Origin of the sequence: Streptomyces sp. SID14436 (assembly GCF_010548465.1) — a bacterium.
Classification (GTDB): domain Bacteria; phylum Actinomycetota; class Actinomycetes; order Streptomycetales; family Streptomycetaceae; genus Streptomyces.
This window is the reverse complement of record NZ_JAAGMD010000702.1, coordinates 1-17,579: the sequence shown is the minus strand read 5'-3', so window position 1 is coordinate 17,579 and position 17,579 is coordinate 1. Positions and strand designations below refer to the sequence as shown.

Genomic DNA, 17,579 nt, shown 5'->3' with positions numbered 1-17,579 from the left:
GTCGGCGGCACGGCCCGCACCGACGGCCGCGGACCCGGACGCGTCCGCGCCACGCACGTCGGCGTCGTGCTCGTCCGTGCCCTGCGCCACCGACTCCTCGGCGTTCCGCGCTTCGGCGTCCTGCGCCACCGCTTCCTCGGCGTCACGCTCGTCCGCGCCCTGCGCCACCGGCCCCTCGGCGTCCGGCGCATCCACGCCCTGCGCCCCCGGCCCCTCGGCCCCCGGCTCCTCCGCAACCGACTGCTGCCGGCGTACGGCCTGCTCCGCGAGGTCGACGAGCGGGTCGTCGCTCTCCGTGCGGCCGTGCAGGACGTTGGAGTTGGCCTCGGCGTCGGCGCCCGCCAGGGCGTAGCTCTGCGCACCGCCGGCGACGGGGCCGGAGGCGGGCACGGCGGTCGGGGAAGGGTCGGCGAGCAGCGGCTGGGGCACGACGACGACGGCGGCGATCCCGCCCTGCTTCTGCTCCCGCAGCTTCACCCGCAGCCCGTGCCGCTGGGCGAGGCGGGCCACGACGTACAGGCCGAGGCCGAGGCCGTCCTCGCCCTCCTGCTCGTAGGGGGCCTCGGGGTCGAACGCGGACAGGCGCTCGTTGAGCCGCTCCAGCCGGTCGGCGGCCATGCCGATGCCCTCGTCCTGGACGGAGAGCATGACCTCGCCGTTCTCCAGCAGCCAGCCGGAGACCTCGACGGGCAGGTCGGGCGGGGAGAACGAGGTCGCGTTCTCCATGAGTTCGGCGAGCAGGTGGGAGAGGTCGTCGGCGGCGAAGCCGGCGATGTGGGCGTGCGGGGGCAGCGCGGCGATGCGGACGCGTTCGTAGCGTTCGATCTCGCTGACCGCGGCCCGGACAACGTCGACGAGCGGCACCGGCCCGGCGGTGTGCTGGACGTGTTCGGTGCCGGCGAGGACGAGGAGGTTCTCGCTGTGCCGGCGCATGACGGTGGCGAAGTGGTCCAGCTTGAACAGGGTGGCGAGCCGGTCCGGGTCGTCCTCGCGCTCCTCCAGGCCCTCGATGACGCCCAGCTGGCGTTCGACCAGGCCGAGGGTGCGCAGGGCGAGGTTGACGAAGGTGCCGCCGATGCTGGTGCGCAGGCGCTCCAGGTGGGCGGCCGACTCGGCGAGTTCGGCGCGCAGTTCCTCGCGGGCGTCGGCCATCTTCTGCCGCTGGCCGACCAGGTGCTTGCGGTCGGCCTCCAGGGTGGCGACCCGTTCGGCGAGTCCGGCGGCGTGCGCGTGCAGGGCGTTGACGGAGCGGACGACCTGGGCGAACTCGTCGTTGCGGCCGGTGAAGGTGATCGGGTCCTCGGCGACCGGGTCCTCGGCCCCGGCGAGCCGTGCGCTGCCGCGGCGCAGCACGGACAGCGGGCGGGTCAGCGTGCGGGCCATCGCGGTGGCGATGGCGACGGCGACCAGCATCAGGGCGCCGAGGAGGGCGATCCGGATCTCCAGGGCGGTGACGTCGTCGTCGCGCAGCTGGGCGAGTTCCTTGCTGCGCTTCTCGTAGAGGGACGACTCGACGCCCCGCATGGTCTCGACGCGGGCGGTGAGCGCGGCCTGGAGCTTCTTGGTGCTGGTGGCGAGGTCGCTGTCGGAGAGGGTGGGGGCGTCGGTGAGCTTCGCGAGGTACTTCTCGGCGGAGTTGACCTCGTGGCCGGAGACGGTGGAGTCGTAGGAGGAGCGGGCCTCCTTGGGGGCGGTCTCGCGGAATCCGGCGAGGGCGGCGTCGGAGCGCAGGCGGGCCTCGACGGCGGCGGCGGTGAGCTCGTCGCGCCGCTTGGCGTCGGCCTCCGACGAGACGGCGGTGGTGGTCGCCGCTCCGGTCAGGGGGTCGAAGACGGTCTGTTCGGTGCTCGGCACGCTGAAGGCGGCGAGCAGCAGTCCGCGGGTGGCGGCGGCCTGCTGGACGGCGGTGTCGAGTTCGGCGAGGGAGTGCGCGCCGGAGCCGGCGCGCGGCGGGGTCCGGTCGGCCAGCCGCTCGGCGAGCCGGTGCAGTTCGGTGATCGCGGCGGAGTACGCCTCGTGCGCTTCGAGAGCGGTGCTCTTGCCGGTGAGCGCCGCTCTGCGCAGGGTCGAGACCGCGTCGAGGTCCTTGCGCAGCGTCTCGGAGGTGTCCGAGTCGGCGCGCATCTCCTCGACCTGCCGGTCGACGCGGGCGCTGTGCTGCTCGGAGGGCGCCTTGGACCGGGGGCGGCCGGCCGCGATGTAGGAGGTGACCTCGTCGCGTTCGTCCGCCAGGGAGTGGGCGAGGCTGAGGGCGTCCTGCGTCTGCTCGGCGAGGGTCACCAGGTCCTGGGAGTCGCTGAGCTCGGCGGAGGCCGCGAGCACGCCCGGGGCCCCGGCTCCGGCGATCGCCGCGGCCACCACGGCGACGGCCACGATGAGCCGGTTGCGTACGTGGGTGGGGCGGCCCCTGCCGACGGTGGGCGTCTGCTCGGCGTCCCCCGTGGGGGTCGGCTGCTTGCCTGGGCGACGAGGCCGCGTCTTCTGCACCGGTGCTCGCATTCCTGACTCGTGTACCCGTGGGTCCGGGTGACGCTCCGTCAACGGGCGTGTCCGCGCCTCCCCCGAGCCGTCCACTCCACCCGGGCGGCAAGGCGCCCCCAACGCCCCGACCCTCCCAGCGGGAATGGGCAGGGAAAGAGCATCACCTGACCCGCCACTCGAAGGAGTGAACATCGGACGGGAGTTGGTGGGCAAGTTCCGCGGCCGTGCGCAGGGGCCGCTGTGGGCACGCCGGTTGGACGTCTGCGGCGGGCGGTGGCAATATTCGCCGCCACGCGTTTCCACAGCGCTGCATTACGTCCCAAACCAGGCAGCTGACCTGCGTCGGCGTGGGGATCCGGGGTGGATCGGCGCCCTTTCGCGGCTGTTGTGAAGGGCTCGTGCAGACTGGCCGGATGCGTACTGAGCTGGTTTCGGAGCCGGGGGACGCGGGCCGCCCCAACGAGGACTTCGCGAGTGTCGGCCTGCCCGCCTCCGGGGAGGGCGGTGCCCTCGTGGTGCTGGACGGGGTCACCCCGCCGCGGGACGGCACGGGCTGTCTCCATTCCGTCCCCTGGTTCACCTCGCGCCTCGGCGGGGCCCTGTCCGAACTGACCGTTTCGCTGCCCGAGGTACCCCTGACCGATCTGCTGGCGCGGGCGATCTCCCGGACGGCCGCGGCCCACGCGGACAGCTGTGACCTTTCTCACCCCCGCACCCCGCAGGCAACCGTGGTGCTGGCCCGCTGGTCGCCGGGCGAGGTGGAGTTCCTGGTGCTCTCCGACTCGGCGCTGCTGGTGGAGTCGGCCGGCGGCGCGGTCACGGCCGTGCTGGACGACCGGCTGGCCCTGCTCCCCCGCTCGGCGCTGGCGACGGACGCGCTGGTGGACGCCACGGTGCGCAACCGGGAGGGCGGCTTCTTCACGGCGGCGGCCGATCCGTCGGTGTCCGCCCGGGCGGTGACCGGGTCCCTGCCGCGCGAGGAGGTGCGCGCCCTGGCCGCGCTGACGGACGGGGCCACCCGCTGGGTGGAACGGTTCGGCGAGGGGGACTGGACGGACTGCCTGGCGCTGATCCGCAAGGAGGGCGCGCAGGCCCTGGTGGACCGGGTGCGGGCGCGTGAACGGGCGGACACGGAGCGGGTCCTGCTGGGGCGGAGCAAGACCCACGACGACGCGACCGTGGTGTTCGTGGAGCTGTGAGGCCGGGCCCCCGAGCGGGGTCGGCCGGGTTACTTCTCCATTCCCTGGTTGAGCCGGCCGAGCAGCCGGGCGAGTTCCGTGACCTCGGCCGGGTCCCAGTGGGCGAGGCGGCCGGCGTAGCGGGCGCGGCGGGCCTCGCGGACCCGGCCGACCCGGTCGCGGCCCTCCTCGGTCAGGGCGACCAGCCAGGCCCGGCCGTCGGCGGGGTCGGGTTCGCGGGCGACGAGGCCGAGGTCCTCGAGCGCGTGGAGCTGCCGGGACATCGTGGCCTTGCCGACGCCGATGTAGGCGGCGAGTTCGGTGGCCCGCTGCTTGCCGCATTCATCCAGACGGACGAGCAGCCCGTAGGCGGAGGACTCCAGGTCCGGGTGCACCTCGCGGGCCATCTCCCCCTGGTTGGCCCGGGCGCGTCGCAGCAGCACCGTCAACTCCCGCTCCAGGGCGAGGAATGCGGGCTGGTCCAGATGGCTTCCGGATGCCGGGGCGGCGGCCCGGTCGCCACCGCCGTTTCCGTCTTCGTGCACGTCAGCCCCTGCCTAGGTCTTTCGGGTGGTGAGTGTCGCGCCAAGTGGCGACGTCGTCGCGGCTTGGCCAGTATTTCGCAGGCGTAGACCAACGGCAGCTTCCGGACGTTTCGTCCACCCCCACGTTCCTCCTGCGCAGCTTCTCTATCAGGCACCTGGGTGGCATGCCCACAACATGCGATGTGGGTCACATTCCGGATTCGGCCGACCCCACACCGGCCCACCGACCTACGGAGACACGTCCATGCCCCTCCGCAGAACCCGCGCACCGCGCGCCGCCGGCGCGTCCGGCTCCCCCCGCATATCCCGCGCCTCCCGCACGACCGTCGCGGCGGCGACCCTGCTCGCGCTCCTCTCCCTCCCCCACACGGCCCTGGCCGACGAACCCGGCCCCGTCTCTCCCCCGCGCGGATCCGCCCACATGGGCATGGGCGTCCTCGCCCACGACGGCCGCGACGGCACCCCGCCCGCCGACCGCGTCACCCAGACGGAGGGCGTGGACGTCTCCAGCCACCAGGGCAACGTCGCCTGGCAGACGCTGTGGAACAGCGGAGTGAAATGGGCCTTCGTCAAGGCCACCGAGGGCACGTACTACCGCAACCCCTACTTCGGGCAGCAGTACAACGGCTCCTACGACGTGGGCATGATCCGCGGCACCTACCACTTCGCGACCCCCGACACCGCGAGCGGCGCCGCCCAGGCGGACTACTTCGTCGACAACGGCGGCGGCTGGAGTCCCGACGGCCGGACCCTGCCGGGCGCGCTCGACATCGAGTGGAACCCGTACGGCGACGCCTGCTACGGCAAGTCGCCCAGCGGGATGGTGAGCTGGATCAGCGACTTCCTGGACCGCTACCGGGCGCGCACCGGACGCCACGCCGTGATCTACACGGCGACGAGCTGGTGGAAGCAGTGCACCGGCAACTACGCGGGCTTCGCCGCCACGACCCCGCTGTGGATCGCCCGGTACGCCTCCGCCGTGGGCGAACTGCCCGCCGGCTGGGGCGCCTACACGATGTGGCAGTACACCTCGACCGGCCCGACCGTCGGCGACCACAACCGCTTCAACGGCACCGTCGACCGGGTCCGCGCCCTCGCCCTGGGCTGAGCCGCGCCCGCCCGGGGAGGTCCGGGCGCACGGAGAGGCCCGGGCCTCCCTCACGGAGCCCGGGCCTCCCGCGTCCGGCCACCGCCGTCACACGGCGACCGGAACCTCCGGCGCGGCGCCGCGGGCGGCCGGCGCCAGCGCCAGCTCGAGGACCTGGCGGACGTCCGTGACGGCGTGGACGTCCAGCTTGTCCAGCACCTCCTCGGGCACGTCGTCCAGGTCGGGCTCGTTGCGCTTGGGGATGATCACCGTGGTGATCCCCGCCCGGTGCGCCGCGAGCAGCTTCTGCTTCACCCCGCCGATCGGCAGCACCCGCCCGGTCAGCGAGACCTCGCCGGTCATCGCCACGTCGGTGCGGACCAGGCGGCCGGAGAGCAGCGAGGCCAGCGCGGTGGTCATCGTGACGCCCGCGCTGGGGCCGTCCTTGGGCACCGCGCCCGCCGGGAAGTGGATGTGCGCTCCCCGGTCCTTCAGGTCGCCCACCGGCAGCTCCAGCTCGGCGCCGTGGCTGCGCAGGAAGCTCAGGGCGATCTGCGCGGACTCCTTCATCACGTCACCCAGCTGACCGGTCAGGGTCAGCCCGGCGGCGCCCGTCTCGGGGTCGGCCAGGGACGCCTCCACATAGAGCACGTCGCCGCCCGCGCCGGTCACCGCGAGCCCGGTCGCCACGCCCGGCACGGAGGTGCGCCGCTCGGCCGGGTCCTGGGCGGACTCGGGCACGTGGTGCGGACGTCCGATCAGACCGCGCAGGTCGTCCTCGGTCACCGTGAAGGGCAGCTCGCGCTCGCCCAGTTCGTGCTGGGCGGCGACCTTGCGCAGCAGCCGGGCGACGGACCGCTCCAGGTTCCGCACGCCCGCCTCGCGGGTGTACTCGCCGGCCAGCTTGCGCAGCGCGCCCTCCTCCAGCGTCACCTCGTCGGGGGCCAGTCCGGCGCGCTCCAGCTGACGCGGGAGCAGGTGGTCGCGGGCGATGACGACCTTCTCGTCCTCGGTGTAGCCGTCCAGCCGGACGATCTCCATGCGGTCCGCCAGGGCCTCCGGGATGGCCTCCAGGACGTTGGCGGTGGCGAGGAAGACGACGTCGGACAGGTCCAGTTCGACCTCCAGGTAGTGGTCCCGGAAGGTGTGGTTCTGGGCCGGGTCGAGCACCTCCAGCAGGGCGGCCGAGGGGTCGCCGCGGAAGTCGGAGCCCACCTTGTCGATCTCGTCGAGCAGGACGACCGGGTTCATCGACCCGGCCTCCTTGATGGCCCGCACGATGCGGCCGGGCAGGGCGCCGACGTAGGTGCGCCGGTGGCCGCGGATCTCGGCCTCGTCGCGGACACCGCCGAGGGCGACCCGGACGAACTTACGGCCCATGGCGTGGGCGACGGACTCGCCGAGGCTGGTCTTGCCGACACCGGGCGGGCCGACCAACGCGAGCACGGCGCCGCCCCCCCGTCGCCCGCCGCCACCCTCAACCGAGGCGCTTCGCGCCGCCCCCTGGTCTCGGCGCCCGCCGACCACGCCGAGACCGCGCTCGGCGCGCCGCTTGCGGACCGCCAGGTACTCGGTGATGCGCTCCTTGACGTCCTGCAGGCCCGCGTGCTCGGCGTCGAGCACGGCCTGGGCGCCGCGGATGTCGTAGGCGTCCTCGGTGTGCTCGTTCCACGGCATCTCGAGGACGGTGTCGAGCCAGGTGCGGATCCAGGAGCCCTCGGGCGACTGGTCGGAGGCGCGCTCCAGCTTGTCGACCTCCTTGAGGGCGGCCTCCCGGATCTTCTCCGGCAGGTCGGCGGCCTCGACGCGGGCGCGGTAGTCGTCGGACTCCTCGCCCTCCTGCTCGCCGTTCAGCTCGCGCAGTTCCTTGCGGACCGCTTCCAGCTGGCGCCGCAGCAGGAACTCCCGCTGCTGCTTGTCGACGCCCTCCTGGACGTCCTTGGCGATGGACTCGGCGACGTCCTGCTCCGCGAGGTGGTCGCGCAGCTGCTGGGTGGCCAGCTTCAGCCGGGCCACCGGGTCGGCGGTCTCCAGCAGGGCCATCTTCTGCTCGGTGGACAGGAACGGGGAGTATCCGGAGTTGTCGGCGAGCGCGGAGACGTCGTCGATGGCCTGGACCCGGTCCACGACCTGCCAGGCGCCGCGCTTGCGCAGCCAGGCGGTGGCGAGTGCCTTGTACTCCTTGACCAACTCGGTCACCTGACCGGGCTGGGGGTATCCCCGGCCGGAGGCTGGGGAAGGGTCGGGCACGCTCTCCTCGATCCGCGTCCCCTCCACCCACAGGGCGGCGCCCGGGCCGGTGGTGCCGGCGCCGATGCGCACCCGGTCCCGGCCCCGGATCAGGGCTCCCGGGTCGCCGTCGGCCAGCCGGCCGACCTGCTCGACCGTGCCCAGCACGCCGGTGCCGGCGTAGGTGCCGTCGACGCGCGGAACCAGCAGGACCCGGGGCTTGCCGGGCGCGGACCGGGCGGCGGCCTGGGCGGCCTCGACCGCGGCGCGCACTTCGGTGTCGCTCAGGTCCAGCGGGACCACCATCCCGGGCAGCACGACCTCGTCGTCGAGCGGCAGCACGGGCAGGGCGAGCGGTGTGGACTCAGTAGCCATGATCTCCCCTTCGGCAGTCAAGTTGAGTTCTACCGACTCAATGCAGGGGCTCAGCCGAATGTTCCCGGGCGCCCGTTCGCTGTGAGCGATCACCGTGACGGGGGCTCCTGCCAAGATGAACGCATGTCCACCCCGTACGTCATCCCCGAAGTCCTGGACCGCCGTGAGGGCCCGTACGGCGAGGTCGCGCTGCGCCGCCACGGGAACCTGCTCCAGATCATCGCGAACGGCTGCTTCCTGATGGACACCTCCGACGGGCGCTCGGAGCGGCTCCTCGTCGACGCCGCGCTGGAGGCGCTGGACGCGGCCGACGCCTCAGGAGGCCGGGACCCGCGCCCGGGGCCGCGCGTCCTGATCGGCGGGCTGGGGGTGGGCTTCTCGCTCACCCACGCCGCCACCCAGGAACGGTGGGGAGGGATCACGGTGGTGGAGCGCGAACCGGCCATCATCGACTGGCACCGCGACGGCCCGCTGGCCCCGCTGTCCGCCCAGGCCCTCGCCGACCCGCGCACGGAGATCGTCGAGACGGACCTGGTGGCGTACGTCAATGAGACTTCGGACACGTTCGACGCGCTCTGCCTCGACATCGACAACGGCCCCGACTGGACGGTCACCGAGGACAACGAGGGTCTCTACACGCCCGCCGGACTGGCGGCATGCGCACGGGTGTTGAGGCCGGACGGGGTGCTGGCGGTGTGGTCGGCCAAGCCGTCTCCGGAATTCGAGGGAACCTTGCGGAATGCCGGATTCCGGCAGGTGCGTACCGAAGAGCTCCCCGTTGCCCGGGGCGTTCCCGACGTCGTGCACCTCGCCGTCCGCCCTGGATAGCAAAGGCGCCGTGACTCCCCGTACGCTGCTGCCCTGACGCGGATCTTTCCGCGTCGATCGCACTCATGGGCAAAGCACGGATCACCCCACGGATTCCGGAAAAGCACACTTCAGGGGCGGGCGATGGAGCAGACACACACCTCCCACAACGGCACGGCGACGACGGCCCCCGGCGCGCAGCGCCGGGTTCTGGTGGTCGAGGACGACGCGACGATCGTGGACGCCATCGCGACCCGCCTGCGCGCCGAGGGATTTCTGGTGCAGACGGCGGGCGACGGCCCGTCCGCCGTGGACACGGCCGAGGCGTGGCAGCCCGACCTGCTGATCCTCGACATCATGCTGCCGGGCTTCGACGGCCTGGAGGTCTGCCGCCGCGTGCAGGCCCAGCGGCCGGTGCCGGTGCTGATGCTCACCGCGCGGGACGACGAGACGGACATGCTGGTCGGGCTCGGCGTCGGCGCCGACGACTACATGACCAAGCCGTTCTCCATGCGGGAGCTGGCGGCCCGGGTGCACGTCCTGCTGCGCCGCATGGAGCGGGCGGCCCTGGCGGCCACCACCCCGCGCAGCGGCATCCTGCGGCTGGGCGAGCTGGAGATCGACCACGCCCAGCGCAGGGTGCGGGTGCGCAGCGAGGACGTCCACCTCACCCCCACCGAGTTCGACCTCCTGGTGTGCCTGGCGAACACCCCGCGCGCGGTGCTCTCCCGCGAGCAGCTGCTCGCGGAGGTCTGGGACTGGGCGGACGCCTCCGGCACCCGGACCGTGGACAGCCACATCAAGGCGCTGCGCCGCAAGATCGGCGCCGAGCGCATCCGTACCGTGCACGGCGTCGGGTACGCCCTGGAGACGCCGACGCCATGAGCGGCGGGCCGGCCGGACGCAGAGGTCCCGGGGACCCCGAGCCCTGGGGCGGTGTACGCCCGTTCTCGATCAAGACGAAGCTGGGCGCGCTGGTCGTCGTCTCCGTACTGATCACCACCGGTCTGTCGGTGATCGCGGTGCACACCAAGACGGAGCTGCGCTTCATCACCGTCTTCTCGATGATCGCCACCCTGCTCATCACGCAGTTCGTGGCCCATTCGCTCACCGCGCCGCTGGACGACATGAACGCGGTGGCCCGGTCCATCTCGCACGGCGACTACACCCGCCGGGTACGGGAGAACCGCCGGGACGAGCTGGGCGACCTGGCCCAGACGATCAACGCCATGGCCGACGAGCTGGAGGCCCAGGACCTCCAGCGCAAGGAGCTGGTGGCCAACGTCTCGCACGAGCTGCGCACCCCCATCGCGGGACTGCGCGCGGTGCTGGAGAACATCGTCGACGGCCTCACCGAGGCCGACCCCGAGACCATGCGCACCGCGCTGAAGCAGACCGAGCGTCTGGGCCGGCTGGTGGAGACGCTGCTCGACCTGTCCCGGCTGGACAACGGCGTCGTCCCGCTGCGCAAACGCCGCTTCGAGGTGTGGCCGTACCTGTCGGGCGTGCTGAAGGAGGCCAACATGGTCGCCTCCGCGCGGGCGGGCATGGCCACCGGTTCCGGCAGTCACACGCGGACGGACGTCCACCTGCACCTCGACGTGTCCCCGCCGGAGCTGACCGCGCACGCCGACCCGGAGCGCATCCACCAGGTGGTCGCCAACCTGATCGACAACGCGGTCAAGCACAGCCCGCCGCACGGCCGGGTGACGGTCAAGGCGCGGCGCGGCCGGGGCGCCGAGTCCCTGGAGCTCGAGGTACTGGACGAGGGGCCCGGCATTCCGCGCACCGAATGGCACCGCGTCTTCGAGCGGTTCAACCGCGGCAGCGTCAACCGGCCGCACGGTCCGGGCAGCGACGGCGGCACCGGTCTGGGCCTGGCGATCGCCCGCTGGGCGGTCGATCTCCACGGTGGCCGCATCGGTGTGGCCGAATCCGAGCGGGGTTGCCGGATTCTTGTCACTCTTCCAGGAGCCCCCGCCGTACAAGGTTGACGTAGGGTTCGAATCAGAGTCTCAAGATCCGCCCGTGTTCGCGCTGACGGACACGTGTGAGCAGGCAGAAGCCCGCGCGAGGTGCGCGCCGGGCCGGGGTCGACCTGTCCCCGACCAGGGGCGATGAAGAGGAACCACGCTTGTTTCCCGCCATTTCCCATGGCGAAACACGCTTCAAGATGTGACTTCCATGACGTTGCCCGGGCCCGACCTGACCTTCTCGCGTTCAGGGGCGTAGCCTTGATTCCCGCTGTCCATCATCTTGTGAAGCGGAAGAGGGCGGTTGACGCCGTGTCGCCACAGTCCCCCAGTAACTCGAACCTCTCGACCGACACCGACCAAGCGGGGAAGAACCCTGCGGCGGCCTTCGGTGCCAACGAGTGGCTCGTCGACGAGATCTATCAGCAGTACCTCCAGGACCCGAACTCGGTGGACCGAGCCTGGTGGGACTTCTTCGCGGACTACAAGCCGGGCGCGCCCGCGACCTCGGCCCCGGTGAGCTCCACGGCCGCGCCGACCACGGGCACGAACGCGTCCGGGACGGCCACCCCGGCCCGCCCCGCCGCGCAGGCCCCCGCCGCGAAGCCCGCCGCCGCCCCGGCCCAGCCGGCCCCCGCCAAGGCCCCGGCCCAGGCCGCCGCCCCGGCGAAGGCCGCCGCTCCCGCCGCGAAGCCCGCGCCCGCCCCGGCCAAGCCGGCGGCCGCCGCCGGCAAGACCAAGGACGGCAAGGACGCCGAGGCGAAGAAGGAGGGCCCCGAGCAGGTCACCCTGCGCGGCCCGTCCGCCGCCGTGGCCAAGAACATGGACGCCTCGCTGGAGCTGCCCACGGCCACGTCCGTGCGCGCGCTGCCGGTGAAGCTGCTGTTCGACAACCGCATCGTCATCAACAACCACCTCAAGCGCGCCCGGGGCGGGAAGATCTCCTTCACGCACCTCATCGGCTACGCCATGGTCCAGGCGATCAAGGCCATGCCGTCGATGAACTACTCGTTCGCGCGGGTGGACGGCAAGCCGACCCTGGTGAAGCCGGAGCACATCAACCTCGGTCTCGCCATCGACCTGGTGAAGCCCAACGGCGACCGCCAGCTCGTCGTCGCGGCGATCAAGAAGGCCGAGACCATGAACTTCTTCGAGTTCTGGCAGGCCTACGAGGACATCGTCCGCCGTGCCCGTGACAACAAGCTCACGATGGACGACTTCACCGGCGTCACGGTCTCGCTGACCAACCCCGGCGGCCTCGGCACCGTCCACTCCGTGCCGCGGCTGATGCCCGGCCAGTCGGTGATCCTGGGCGTCGGCTCGATGGACTACCCGGCGGAGTTCCAGGGCACCAGCCAGGACACCCTCAACAAGCTCGGCATCTCGAAGGTCATGACGCTCACGTCGACCTACGACCACCGGGTGATCCAGGGCGCCGCCTCCGGCGAGTTCCTGCGCACCGTGGCGAACCTGCTGCTCGGCGAGAACGACTTCTACGACGAGATCTTCGAGGCGCTGCGCATCCCCTACGAGCCGGTCCGCTGGCTCAAGGACATCGACGCCTCGCACGACGACGACGTCACCAAGGCGGCCCGGGTCTTCGAGCTGATCCACTCCTACCGGGTCCGCGGCCACGTCATGGCCGACACCGACCCGCTGGAGTACCGCCAGCGCAAGCACCCCGACCTCGACATCACCGAGCACGGGCTCACCCTGTGGGACCTGGAGCGCGAGTTCGCGGTCGGCGGTTTCGCCGGCAAGACCCTGATGAAGCTGCGCGACATCCTCGGCGTGCTGCGCGACTCGTACTGCCGCACCACCGGCGTCGAGTTCATGCACATCCAGGACCCCAAGCAGCGCAAGTGGATCCAGGACCGCATCGAGCGCTCGCACACCAAGCCGGAGCGCGAGGAGCAGCTGCGCATCCTGCGCCGCCTGAACGCCGCCGAGGCGTTCGAGACGTTCCTGCAGACCAAGTACGTCGGCCAGAAGCGCTTCAGCCTGGAGGGCGGCGAGTCCGTCATCCCGCTGCTGGACGCGGTGCTGGACTCGGCCGCCGAGTCCCGGCTGGACGAGGTCGTCATCGGCATGGCCCACCGCGGCCGGCTCAACGTGCTGGCCAACGTGGTCGGCAAGTCGTACGCGCAGATCTTCCGCGAGTTCGAGGGCAACCTCGACCCGAAGTCGATGCACGGCTCCGGCGACGTCAAGTACCACCTGGGCGCCGAGGGCACCTTCATCGGCCTGGACGGCGAGCAGATCAAGGTCTCCCTCGTCGCCAACCCCTCCCACCTGGAGGCGGTGGACCCGGTCCTGGAGGGCGTCGCGCGCGCCAAGCAGGACATCATCAACAAGGGCGGCACGGACTTCACGGTCCTGCCGGTGGCGCTGCACGGCGACGCGGCCTTCGCGGGCCAGGGCGTCGTGGCCGAGACCCTGAACATGTCGCAGCTGCGCGGCTACCGCACCGGCGGCACGGTCCACATCGTCATCAACAACCAGGTCGGCTTCACCGCGGCCCCCGAGTCCTCGCGTTCCTCCATGTACGCGACGGACGTGGCCCGCATGATCGAGGCCCCGATCTTCCACGTCAACGGCGACGACCCCGAGGCCGTCGTCCGCGTGGCGCGGCTCGCCTTCGAGTTCCGCCAGGCGTTCAACAAGGACGTGGTGATCGACCTCATCTGCTACCGCCGCCGCGGTCACAACGAGTCCGACAACCCGGCCTTCACCCAGCCGCTGATGTACGACCTGATCGACAAGAAGCGCTCGGTGCGCAAGCTCTACACCGAGTCCCTCATCGGTCGCGGCGACATCACCCTGGAAGAGGCCGAGCAGGCGCTGCAGGACTACCAGGGCCAGCTGGAGAAGGTCTTCACGGAGGTCCGCGAGGCCACCGCGCAGCCCGCCACCGAGCCGGCCTCCGACCCGCAGGCCGAGTTCCCGGTCTCCGTGAACACCGCGGTGTCCTCGGAGGTCGTCAAGCGGATCGCCGCCTCCCAGGTCAACATCCCCGAGCACATCACCGTGCACCCGCGCCTGCTGCCGCAGCTGCAGCGCCGGGCCACGATGGTCGAGGACGGCACGATCGACTGGGGCATGGGCGAGACCCTCGCCTTCGGTTCGCTGCTCCTGGAGGGCGTGCCGGTCCGCCTGGCGGGCCAGGACTCCCAGCGCGGCACCTTCGGCCAGCGCCACGCGGTCATCATCGACCGCAGCACCGGCGAGGAGTACACGCCGCTGCAGTACCTCTCCGAGGACCAGGCACGGCTCAACGTCTACAACTCCCTGCTCTCCGAGTACGCGGCGATGGGCTTCGAGTACGGCTACTCGCTCGCCCGCCCCGACGCGCTGGTGATGTGGGAGGCGCAGTTCGGCGACTTCGTCAACGGCGCGCAGACGGTCGTGGACGAGTTCATCTCCTCGGCCGAGCAGAAGTGGGCCCAGACCTCCGGTGTGGTCCTGCTCCTGCCGCACGGCTACGAGGGCCAGGGCCCGGACCACTCCTCGGCCCGCCCGGAGCGGTTCCTGCAGCTCTGCGCGCAGAACAACATGACGGTCGCCATGCCGACGTCCCCGTCGAACTACTTCCACCTCCTGCGGTGGCAGGTGCACAACCCGCACCACAAGCCGCTGGTCGTCTTCACCCCGAAGTCGATGCTGCGCCTGAAGGCCGCGGCCTCGAAGGCGGAGGAGTTCACCTCGGGCCAGTTCCGCCCGGTCATCGGCGACGACACGGTCGACCCGGCCACGGTCAAGAAGGTCGTCTTCTGCTCCGGCAAGGTCTACTACGACCTCGACGCCGAGCGGAAGAAGCGCGGCGCGACGGACACCGCGATCATCCGCATCGAGCGCCTGTACCCGCTGCCGGGTGCCGAGCTCCAGGCGGAGATCAAGAAGTACCCGAACGCCGAGAAGTACCTGTGGGCCCAGGAGGAGCCGGCGAACCAGGGTGCCTGGCCGTTCATCGCGCTCAACCTGATCGACCACCTCGACCTGGCCGTCGGCGCCGACGTGCCGCACGACGAGCGCCTGCGCCGCATCTCGCGTCCGCACAGCTCGTCCCCCGCGGTCGGCTCCGCCAAGCGCCACCAGGCCGAGCAGGAGCAGCTGGTGCGCGAGGTGTTCGAGGCCTAGTCCCTCGCCCTCACGGGCCGCTCACGGCAAGCACGGCCGGGCCGCATCCTCCTTCCGGGGGGTGCGGCCCGGCCGCGTTGCGCGGTCCTATCCTTGTCCTCATGTACTTCACGGACCGTGGCATCGAGGAACTGGAGAAGCGGCGCGGCGAGGAGGAAGTCACCTTCGAGTGGCTCGCGGAGCAGCTGCGGACCTTCGTCGACCTGAACCCCGACTTCGAGGTCCCGGTGGAGCGCCTGGCCACCTGGCTGGCCCGGCTGGACGACGAGGACGACGAGTAGGCGGCGGGGCCCCGGCCCGCCTGGTACCACCACGGTGCCCGCCGGCGCATCGCGCGGCGGGCACCGGTCGACGCTGCGCCGCCCAGCGCTGCCCCTGTTGAAGGGCCGCGGGTGCTCTGACCGACCCTGACCGAGCCCGGGCCCGGTGTTCGCTCGCGCGCCGCTGCGCCCTGCACCCTGCCCTCTGTGCCTGCGCCCTGCCCTCTGCGCCCACGCGCGCCCAACTTCCCGAGCCATGCCGTGGGGCGCGCACCGTAGCTCCCGCCCCCTCCCCCGCTCCCGTCGGAGCGGTCGAGCGGTCGAGCGGTCGAGCCATCGGGCCATCACCGGAAAGAGTGTCTTGGCAATCGCCTGGGCGCGATATATCGTGAATCGCGTAAGACGCGATATGGCGCGTATACAGGAGGCCCCACCATGTCCGAGTGGTCCGTCACGGAGCCCGCGAAACTCACCTTCGACGAGCCCGTGAGAGAGCTCCACGTCCGCATCGTCAACGGCACGGTGAACGTCGTGGGCACCGAGGAAGGTTCCGCTCGGCTCCAGGTCTCGGAGATCGAGGGACCGCCCCTGGTGGTCACCCAGCAGGGCGGCACCCTGACGGTGGCGTACGAGGACCTGCCCTGGAAGGGCTTCCTGAAGCTGCTGGACCGCAAGGGCCGGCGCCGCCACGCGGTGGTCTCCCTGGCGGTCCCGGCGCAGACCCGGATCGAGGTGGGTGTGGTCGGCGCCTCCGCCGTCGTCTCGGGCATCCGGGGCCCGGCCGCGGTGAAGGGCGTCACGGGCGACACGACCCTGGTGTCGCTCTCCGGCCCGGTCCGCGCGGACACCGTCTCCGGCAACCTGGAGGCCCAGGCCGTCACCGGCGACCTGCGGTTCAACTCCGTCTCCGGCGACCTCACCGTCGTCGAGGGCTCGGGCCCCTCCGTCCGGGCCGACTCGGTCAGCGGCTCGATGATCGTGGACCTCGATCCCCACGGCCCCACCGACATCGGCCTGACCAGCGTCTCGGGCGAGATCGCGATCCGCCTCCCGGACCCGGCGGACGCCGACGTCGAGGCGAACACCGCGAGCGGCGCCATCTCCAACGCCTTCGAGAACCTGCGGGTACAGGGCCAGTGGGGCGCCCACAAGATCACCGGGCGGCTCGGTGCAGGCACGGGCAAGCTGCGGGCCACCACCGTCTCCGGGTCCATCGCCCTGCTGCGGCGTCCCGGCACGGACGAGGAGGGCACGCCGGGGGACGCCGCCCCTCCCGACCGCGGGGACGCCGGGGACGCCCCTGACCTCGGCCCCAGCGACGGCCCGACCGACGGCCCCACCGAGAAGAAGGTGCTCTGACATGCCCCCCGTCTTCGCCCACGGACGCCTGCGCCTCTACCTGCTGAAGCTGCTCGACGAGGCACCGCGCCACGGCTACGAGGTGATCCGCCTCCTCGAGGAACGCTTCCAGGGGCTGTACGCGCCCTCGGCGGGCACCGTCTACCCGCGCCTGGCCAAGCTGGAGACGGAGGGCCTGGTCACCCACACCACCGAGGGCGGCCGCAAGGTCTACTCCATCACCGATGCCGGCCGCGCCGAACTGGCCGACCGCAGCGGCGAACTGGCCGATCTGGAGCTGGAGATCCGCGAGTCGGTCGCCGAACTGGCCGCCGAGATCCAGGCGGACGTCCGGGGCGCGGCGGGCGACCTGCGGCGCGAGGTCCGGGCAGCGGCGAGCAAGGCCCGCCAGGGCGCGTCCCAGGGCGGCCAGGAGGACGCCCCGTTCGCGGACTTCCCGGGCCTGGGCGACAGGGAGGCGTGGCGCGCCGCCAAGGAGGAGATGCGCCGCGCCAAGCAGGAGTGGCGGGAGCAGGCCCGCCGGGCCAAGGACGAGAGCCGCCGCGCCCGGGAGGAGGCCCAGCGGGCCCGGCGCCAGGCGAAGGAGGCGCAGGACCGCGCCAGGGAGCAGGCCCAGGAAGAGGTGCAGCGCATCGCGCGCCGCGTCCAGGAGCAGGTGCAGGGCCACTTCTCCCGGGGCGACTGGCCGACGGGGCTGCGCGAGGGCCTGACCGAGCTGGCCAAGGAGATGGGCGAGCTCGGCAAGGACCTCGGCAAGGATCTGGGCAGGGACTTCGGATTCGGGCGGGAGAGCGACGCTCCGGCGGCGGAGCGGCCGGCGTACTCCGACACCCCGGAGGACTTCCCCGCCGCCTACACCCCGCCGTGGGCCCACGAAGGGGCCACGGACGCAACCGGCGACCCGGGCCGGGACCTGGACCGCCTGCTGGACCGCTTCCGGGACGACATCCGCGACGCGGCCCGCGACCACGGCATCACCGAGGAGCAGCTCCGGGACACCCGCCGCCACCTCTCGACGGCGGCGGCCCACATCGGGGCCCTGCTGCGCAGCCCCAATAACTGACGGGACGGCAGCCGGCAGGAAGGCGGCGGCCCTGCCCCCGGGGCCGGGCGCCCGCCTCGGCCCGCCCCGGCCCGCCCCGGCCCGC

At 72.2% G+C, this 17,579-nt stretch carries 12 protein-coding genes; 9 read left to right on the top strand and 3 right to left on the bottom strand.

Going from position 1 to position 17,579, the window contains the following annotated elements:
• Positions 1-2,487 (bottom strand): nitrate- and nitrite sensing domain-containing protein (locus tag G3I53_RS25410; RefSeq protein WP_343240688.1); only part of this gene is annotated, 2,487 nt, incomplete at its 3' end.
• 407 nt (positions 2,488-2,894) lie between these two features.
• On the opposite strand from G3I53_RS25410, the gene G3I53_RS25405 reads away from it, so the two are divergent.
• Positions 2,895-3,680: a protein phosphatase 2C domain-containing protein gene (locus G3I53_RS25405; RefSeq protein WP_164334477.1), complete on the top strand. Its 786-nt coding sequence runs from the start codon at positions 2,895-2,897 to the stop codon at positions 3,678-3,680.
• Between the two features lie 29 nt (positions 3,681-3,709).
• Here the strand turns inward: G3I53_RS25405 and G3I53_RS25400 are convergent, their stop codons facing one another.
• The gene (locus tag G3I53_RS25400) at positions 3,710-4,204 is read right to left on the bottom strand and encodes a MarR family transcriptional regulator (protein ID WP_164334478.1); all 495 of its coding nucleotides are present in this window, start codon (positions 4,202-4,204) and stop codon (positions 3,710-3,712) included.
• A gap of 244 nt (positions 4,205-4,448) precedes the next feature.
• Between G3I53_RS25400 and G3I53_RS25395 the strand changes: the two genes are divergently transcribed.
• Positions 4,449-5,312 carry a lysozyme gene (locus tag G3I53_RS25395; protein WP_164334479.1) on the top strand — a complete coding sequence of 288 codons (864 nt, stop codon included), beginning with the start codon at positions 4,449-4,451 and terminating at the stop codon, positions 5,310-5,312.
• Between the two features lie 87 nt (positions 5,313-5,399).
• On the opposite strand, the gene lon is transcribed toward G3I53_RS25395, so the two are convergent.
• The gene (lon, locus tag G3I53_RS25390; RefSeq protein WP_164334480.1) at positions 5,400-7,895 is read right to left on the bottom strand and encodes an endopeptidase La; all 2,496 of its coding nucleotides are present in this window, start codon (positions 7,893-7,895) and stop codon (positions 5,400-5,402) included.
• Between the two features lie 123 nt (positions 7,896-8,018).
• On the opposite strand from lon, the gene G3I53_RS25385 reads away from it, so the two are divergent.
• The 7 genes from G3I53_RS25385 to G3I53_RS25355 all read left to right on the top strand — a co-directional run bounded on the left by G3I53_RS25385 (position 8,019) and on the right by G3I53_RS25355 (position 17,494).
• Complete coding sequence (locus G3I53_RS25385) at positions 8,019-8,723, top strand: spermidine synthase (protein WP_164334481.1); 705 nt, start codon at positions 8,019-8,021, stop codon at positions 8,721-8,723.
• 123 nt (positions 8,724-8,846) lie between these two features.
• Positions 8,847-9,587: a response regulator transcription factor gene (locus tag G3I53_RS25380; RefSeq protein ID WP_164334482.1), complete on the top strand. Its 741-nt coding sequence runs from the start codon at positions 8,847-8,849 to the stop codon at positions 9,585-9,587.
• On the top strand, positions 9,584-10,696 hold the full coding sequence (locus G3I53_RS25375) for a HAMP domain-containing sensor histidine kinase (protein WP_164334483.1): 1,113 nt from the start codon (positions 9,584-9,586) through the stop codon (positions 10,694-10,696). The genes G3I53_RS25380 and G3I53_RS25375 overlap by 4 nt, the downstream gene beginning before the upstream one ends.
• A 291-nt stretch (positions 10,697-10,987) precedes the next feature.
• Entirely contained in the window at positions 10,988-14,812 is a 3,825-nt protein-coding gene (locus tag G3I53_RS25370) for a multifunctional oxoglutarate decarboxylase/oxoglutarate dehydrogenase thiamine pyrophosphate-binding subunit/dihydrolipoyllysine-residue succinyltransferase subunit (RefSeq protein ID WP_164438802.1), read from the top strand.
• A 101-nt stretch (positions 14,813-14,913) separates the two neighbouring features.
• Positions 14,914-15,093, top strand: coding sequence for a DUF6104 family protein (locus tag G3I53_RS25365; protein ID WP_003992906.1), 180 nt, complete (start codon positions 14,914-14,916; stop codon positions 15,091-15,093).
• Positions 15,094-15,507: 414 nt separating this feature from the next.
• Positions 15,508-16,431, top strand: coding sequence for a DUF4097 family beta strand repeat-containing protein (locus G3I53_RS25360; RefSeq protein ID WP_164336952.1), 924 nt, complete (start codon positions 15,508-15,510; stop codon positions 16,429-16,431).
• Between the two features lies 1 nt (position 16,432).
• On the top strand, positions 16,433-17,494 hold the full coding sequence (locus G3I53_RS25355; protein WP_164336950.1) for a helix-turn-helix transcriptional regulator: 1,062 nt from the start codon (positions 16,433-16,435) through the stop codon (positions 17,492-17,494).
• Positions 17,495-17,579 lie beyond the last annotated feature (85 nt).